The organism is Rhodopila sp., from assembly GCF_035548235.1.
Lineage (GTDB): Bacteria > Pseudomonadota > Alphaproteobacteria > Acetobacterales > Acetobacteraceae > Rhodopila.
The window spans coordinates 1-3,784 of sequence record NZ_DASZTJ010000276.1; the positions used below are offsets into that span (position 1 = coordinate 1).

Below are 3,784 nucleotides of genomic sequence, written 5' to 3' on the forward strand. Positions count from 1 at the left end.
CCCCCCCCCACGACGGCCTAAGCGATCTCCAGCGACACCTGCGGCGGAGATTTCAGCGTCTGCAGGATCACGCAGTACCGTTCCGTCGTCTGGATCATCCGCTCCAGCTTCGTACGGTCGGCGTCACAGTCGACCTCGAAGCGCAGCTTGATCTCGGTGAGGCCGACGGGCACCGAACGGTCGACGCCCAGGGTGCCGCGGGCATCCCAGACGCCCTCGGCGATCACCTTCCCGCCGCGCACCGTCACCCCCATCGCGGTCGCCACCGCCCGGAACGTGACGCCGGCGCAGCCGATCAGGCTTTCCAGCAGCATATCGGCCGAACACGCCAGTTCGCCCGACCCGCCGCCCGCCTTGTGCAGCCCGGCCGTCACCTTGCCGTGCCAGGCGTCCACCACGATGGCGATGTCCTTGGGATCGAGGCTCCCCTCGGCGCGCGCCAGCACGCGCGCCGCTTCGGGGTGCTCCTTGTATTCGGCTTTCAGCGGCGCCTGCACGGCGCGGAGTTCTTCGGCGTTCATTTCGGGTCGACATCCAGGCGCACGGCGATACCCTCCAGCTTGGGGGACGGAGCAGGATAGCGCTGCATGACCAGCGGATCATGACCCGGGACGATCAGCTCGGGCCGAGCGGCGTGGGCGCGCAGCGTATCGAAGGCGTCGAGCATATCGCCGATATGGAAGGCCGTTGTGAAGGGGCGATAGGTCTCCATGTTCTCATAGAAATGCGACACGTCCGACGCGAGCACGACGACGCCGCGCTTCGTGTTGATCTTGACGAATTGCAGCCCGGCGGAGTGGCCGCCCGTCGGTACCAGGGAAATGCCCGGCAGGATGTCGGCGGGGCCGTTGTGATAGGTGACGCGGCCGTCGAAATTCAGCCGCACGATGCCGCAGACGTCATCCGGCTCGAAACTGCGGGCAAGCTGCTTGTGGCGCATGTGCCGGCCGACGGCATAGTGCATCTCCGGCTCCTGCAGGTGGAAGCGCGCCTTCGGGAACTTATGGAAGTTGCCGACATGGTCGTAGTGCATATGGGTCAGGATCACGTCCTCGACCGTCGCGGGATCGCAGTCCAGCAGCGCCAGGCTGTCGATCGGGTCGCGTTCCAGCTTGCGTCCGCGCTTGCCGCCGCTTTCGGCGGTGAAGCCGATGTCGATGACGACGGAACGGTCCCTGTTGCGCGCCAGCCAGACGAAATAGTCCATCGGCATCGGCCCGTCATGCGGGTCGCCGCCGATGAAATGTTCATGCCGCCGCGCCGGGCGCATGGCATACTTCAACGCGAAAAGTTCATATTCCGCCGTCATGGTTCAATGATTCTCCTGTAGCGCCGGCATGACATGCCGCGAAAAAAGCCGGATGGAATGAAGGGCGGCATCGAGCGGGATGTCCCCGAAGGCGAAACGACACAGCAGGTAGTTCAAGCCGCCGTCCGAAACGACCTGCCGCAGGAAGGCCGAGACCTTGTCGGGCGTTCCGGCGACCGCCCTTCCCTGCGCCTCGGCTTCCTCGAACGTCTCGGGGAACACCGCGGCCGGCGACGGCATCATGCCGTGCGCCAGCCACAGCTTGAGGAAACTTTCACGCCACTTGCCATAGCCCAGGCGCGCGATCTCCAGTGCCTCCCGCTCCGTCTCCGCGACGACGACATGACGGCCCACGCCCATCAACGGCATCTCCGCCGGATCATTCCCCATCCGTTCCCATTCCGCTCGGTATGCATCCGTCAGGCCCCGCATCGCCTTGGCCGGAAGGTTGCCAACGATATTGACGCGATGGGCGACGGCCCAGGGGATCGCCTCCGGCCGGCCGAGCCCGTACCACAGCGGCGGATGGGGCGTCTGGAAGGGTGCCAGTTCCATCGGCACGTCGCGAAACTGGTAGTATTTGCCTTCGAATGTCAGCAGCGGCTGGGTCATGCCGCGCAACAGGACCTCCAGCGCTTCGGCGTACATCGCCGGCGCCTGTTCGGGGTCGACGCCATAGAACCGCAGCTCGATCGGGGAAATGCCGTGGCCGACGCCCAGCATCAGCCGCCCGCCGCTGATCTGGTCGAGCATGCAGATCTCTTCCAGCAGCTTGATCGGATGATAGAGCGGCAAAAGATAGACCAGCGGCCCGAACCGCAGGCGCTTCGTCCGTTGCGCGACCGTTGCCAGCCAGATGCCCGGCGCCGGCGCGACGCCCAGCGGCGTGGCGTGGTGCTCCGCCACGTGGTAGCCGTGGAACCCGGCCTGGTCATAGGCTTCAACGAGGGTCAGCCGGTCAGCGTAAAGCTGGTCCAGCGGGGTCGCCCCGCGATCCATGTGGTCGAATATGCCAAGCTTCATGGCCTGGTCCGTTCCTCCTGGCGTCCGGCCGTCGTACTCGCCGGGACCTGGGTTGTCCAGAAGCGCCCGGCCCTTGCCGCGGACGCCGAAACCGTGTCCACCCTGCCCTCCTTGTCCAGCGGAGGAGACCGACCATGCAGCCATCCCCCATCCGGGTCGACATCGAAACCCAGGCCAAGGGTGTCATCGCGCGCGTCACCATCGCCAACGACCGCAAGCTGAACACGCTGAACAGCGCGCTGATGGCCCGCTTCGTCGAGGCATTCGACCGCCTGGCCGGCATGGAGGACCTCCGCGCCGTGATCCTGACCGGCGAGGGCGAGCGCGCCTTCATCGGCGGCGCCGACATCACCGAGATGGCGGCGCTGGAGCCGCTGAGCGCCCGCCGCTTCATCACCCGCATCCACCAGTGCTGTGAGGCGATCCGCGGCCTGCCGGTGCCCGTCATCGCCCGTATCCAGGGTTTCACCTTCGGCGCCGGGCTGGAGATCGCCGCCGCCTGCGACCTGCGCCTGGCCGCCGACACGGCGCGGTTCGGCATGCCGGAAGTGCGGCTGGGCATCCCATCGGTCGTGGAAGCGGCCTTGCTGCCCATGCTGATCGGCTGGGGACGCAGCCGGCGGTTGTTGTTGCTGGGCGAAACCATCTCCGCCGCCGACGCCGAATCCTGGGGCCTGGTCGAAAAGATCGTCGCCCCGGCCTTGCTGGACGAAGCGGTGACGGAGTGGATCGCAATGCTGCTGGCCGCCGGCCCGCGTGCGATCCGGCTTCAGAAGAGCCTGACCCGGCAATGGGAGGACCTGCCGCTGCGCGCCGCGGTGCAGGCCGGCGTCGACGCCTTCGCCGAGGCATGGCGGACCGACGAACCCAAGCTGGCGATGCGGGAATTTCTCGAGGCCCAGGCTGCCCGGAAACGGGCCTGATACAATTCCGCTGCACGGAAGTGGGTCCGATGCTCTTGGCAACCCGATGCATCGCGTGAATAATCCCCGTTCGTGAAGAAATACGGGACAAGCCGGGGGAATGGATGATCGGACTGGTGCGGCTTGCGTTGCGCCGGCCTTATACGTCTGCGATTGGGGCGATGCTGATCGTCCTGCTGGGAGTGCTGTCCCTCACCCGCATGATCGTCGATATTTTCCCGGTGATCGACATCCCGGTGGTCCTGGTCGTCTGGAACTATAACGGCCTGACGACCGAGGACATGGAACGGCGCGTCGTCTTCATCAGCGAGCGCGCCTATTCCACCACCGTCAACGGGATATCCCGTATCGAATCCCAATCGATCCCGGGTGTCGGCCTGCTGAAGGTCTATTTTCAGCCCGGAACGGATATCGGCGGGGCGATCGCCCAGATTTCCTCGGTCAACAATACGATCCTGCGCATCGCGCCACCCGGCATGCAGCCGCCGGCGGTCATTCAGTTCAACGCATCGAACGTGCCGGTCGTGCA

The 3,784-nt window shown here is 65.9% G+C and carries 5 protein-coding genes; 2 read left to right on the forward strand and 3 right to left on the reverse strand.

Annotated features, from left to right (window positions below; all coding sequences use genetic code 11):
- Positions 1-17 precede the first annotated feature (17 nt).
- From VHB27_RS22345 to VHB27_RS22355, 3 genes are read right to left on the reverse strand one after another with little or no spacing between them, the layout of a single operon-like run.
- On the reverse strand, positions 18-521 hold the full coding sequence (locus tag VHB27_RS22345) for an OsmC family protein (protein ID WP_325604751.1): 504 nt from the start codon (positions 519-521) through the stop codon (positions 18-20).
- Entirely contained in the window at positions 518-1,309 is a 792-nt protein-coding gene (locus tag VHB27_RS22350; RefSeq protein ID WP_325604753.1) for an N-acyl homoserine lactonase family protein, read from the reverse strand. The genes VHB27_RS22345 and VHB27_RS22350 overlap by 4 nt, the downstream gene beginning before the upstream one ends.
- A gap of 3 nt (positions 1,310-1,312) precedes the next feature.
- A complete protein-coding gene (locus tag VHB27_RS22355) occupies positions 1,313-2,332 on the reverse strand; it encodes an LLM class flavin-dependent oxidoreductase (RefSeq protein WP_325604755.1) in 1,020 nt (339 codons plus the stop codon).
- A gap of 134 nt (positions 2,333-2,466) precedes the next feature.
- Between VHB27_RS22355 and VHB27_RS22360 the strand changes: the two genes are divergently transcribed.
- The gene (locus VHB27_RS22360; RefSeq protein WP_325604757.1) at positions 2,467-3,255 is read left to right on the forward strand and encodes an enoyl-CoA hydratase; all 789 of its coding nucleotides are present in this window, start codon (positions 2,467-2,469) and stop codon (positions 3,253-3,255) included.
- A 161-nt stretch (positions 3,256-3,416) separates the two neighbouring features.
- On the forward strand, positions 3,417-3,784 hold a 368-nt coding region (locus VHB27_RS22365; RefSeq protein ID WP_325604760.1), incomplete at its 3' end, for an efflux RND transporter permease subunit.

Excerpts from the sequence above, each read along its gene's own strand:
- VHB27_RS22345 (WP_325604751.1), bottom strand. The coding sequence starts at position 521 with ATGAACGCCGAAGAACTCCGCGCCGTGCAGGCGCCGCTGAAAGCCGAA.
- VHB27_RS22350 (WP_325604753.1), bottom strand. The coding sequence starts at position 1,309 with ATGACGGCGGAATATGAACTTTTCGCGTTGAAGTATGCCATGCGCCCG.
- VHB27_RS22355 (WP_325604755.1), bottom strand. The coding sequence starts at position 2,332 with ATGAAGCTTGGCATATTCGACCACATGGATCGCGGGGCGACCCCGCTG.
- VHB27_RS22360 (WP_325604757.1), top strand. The coding sequence starts at position 2,467 with ATGCAGCCATCCCCCATCCGGGTCGACATCGAAACCCAGGCCAAGGGT.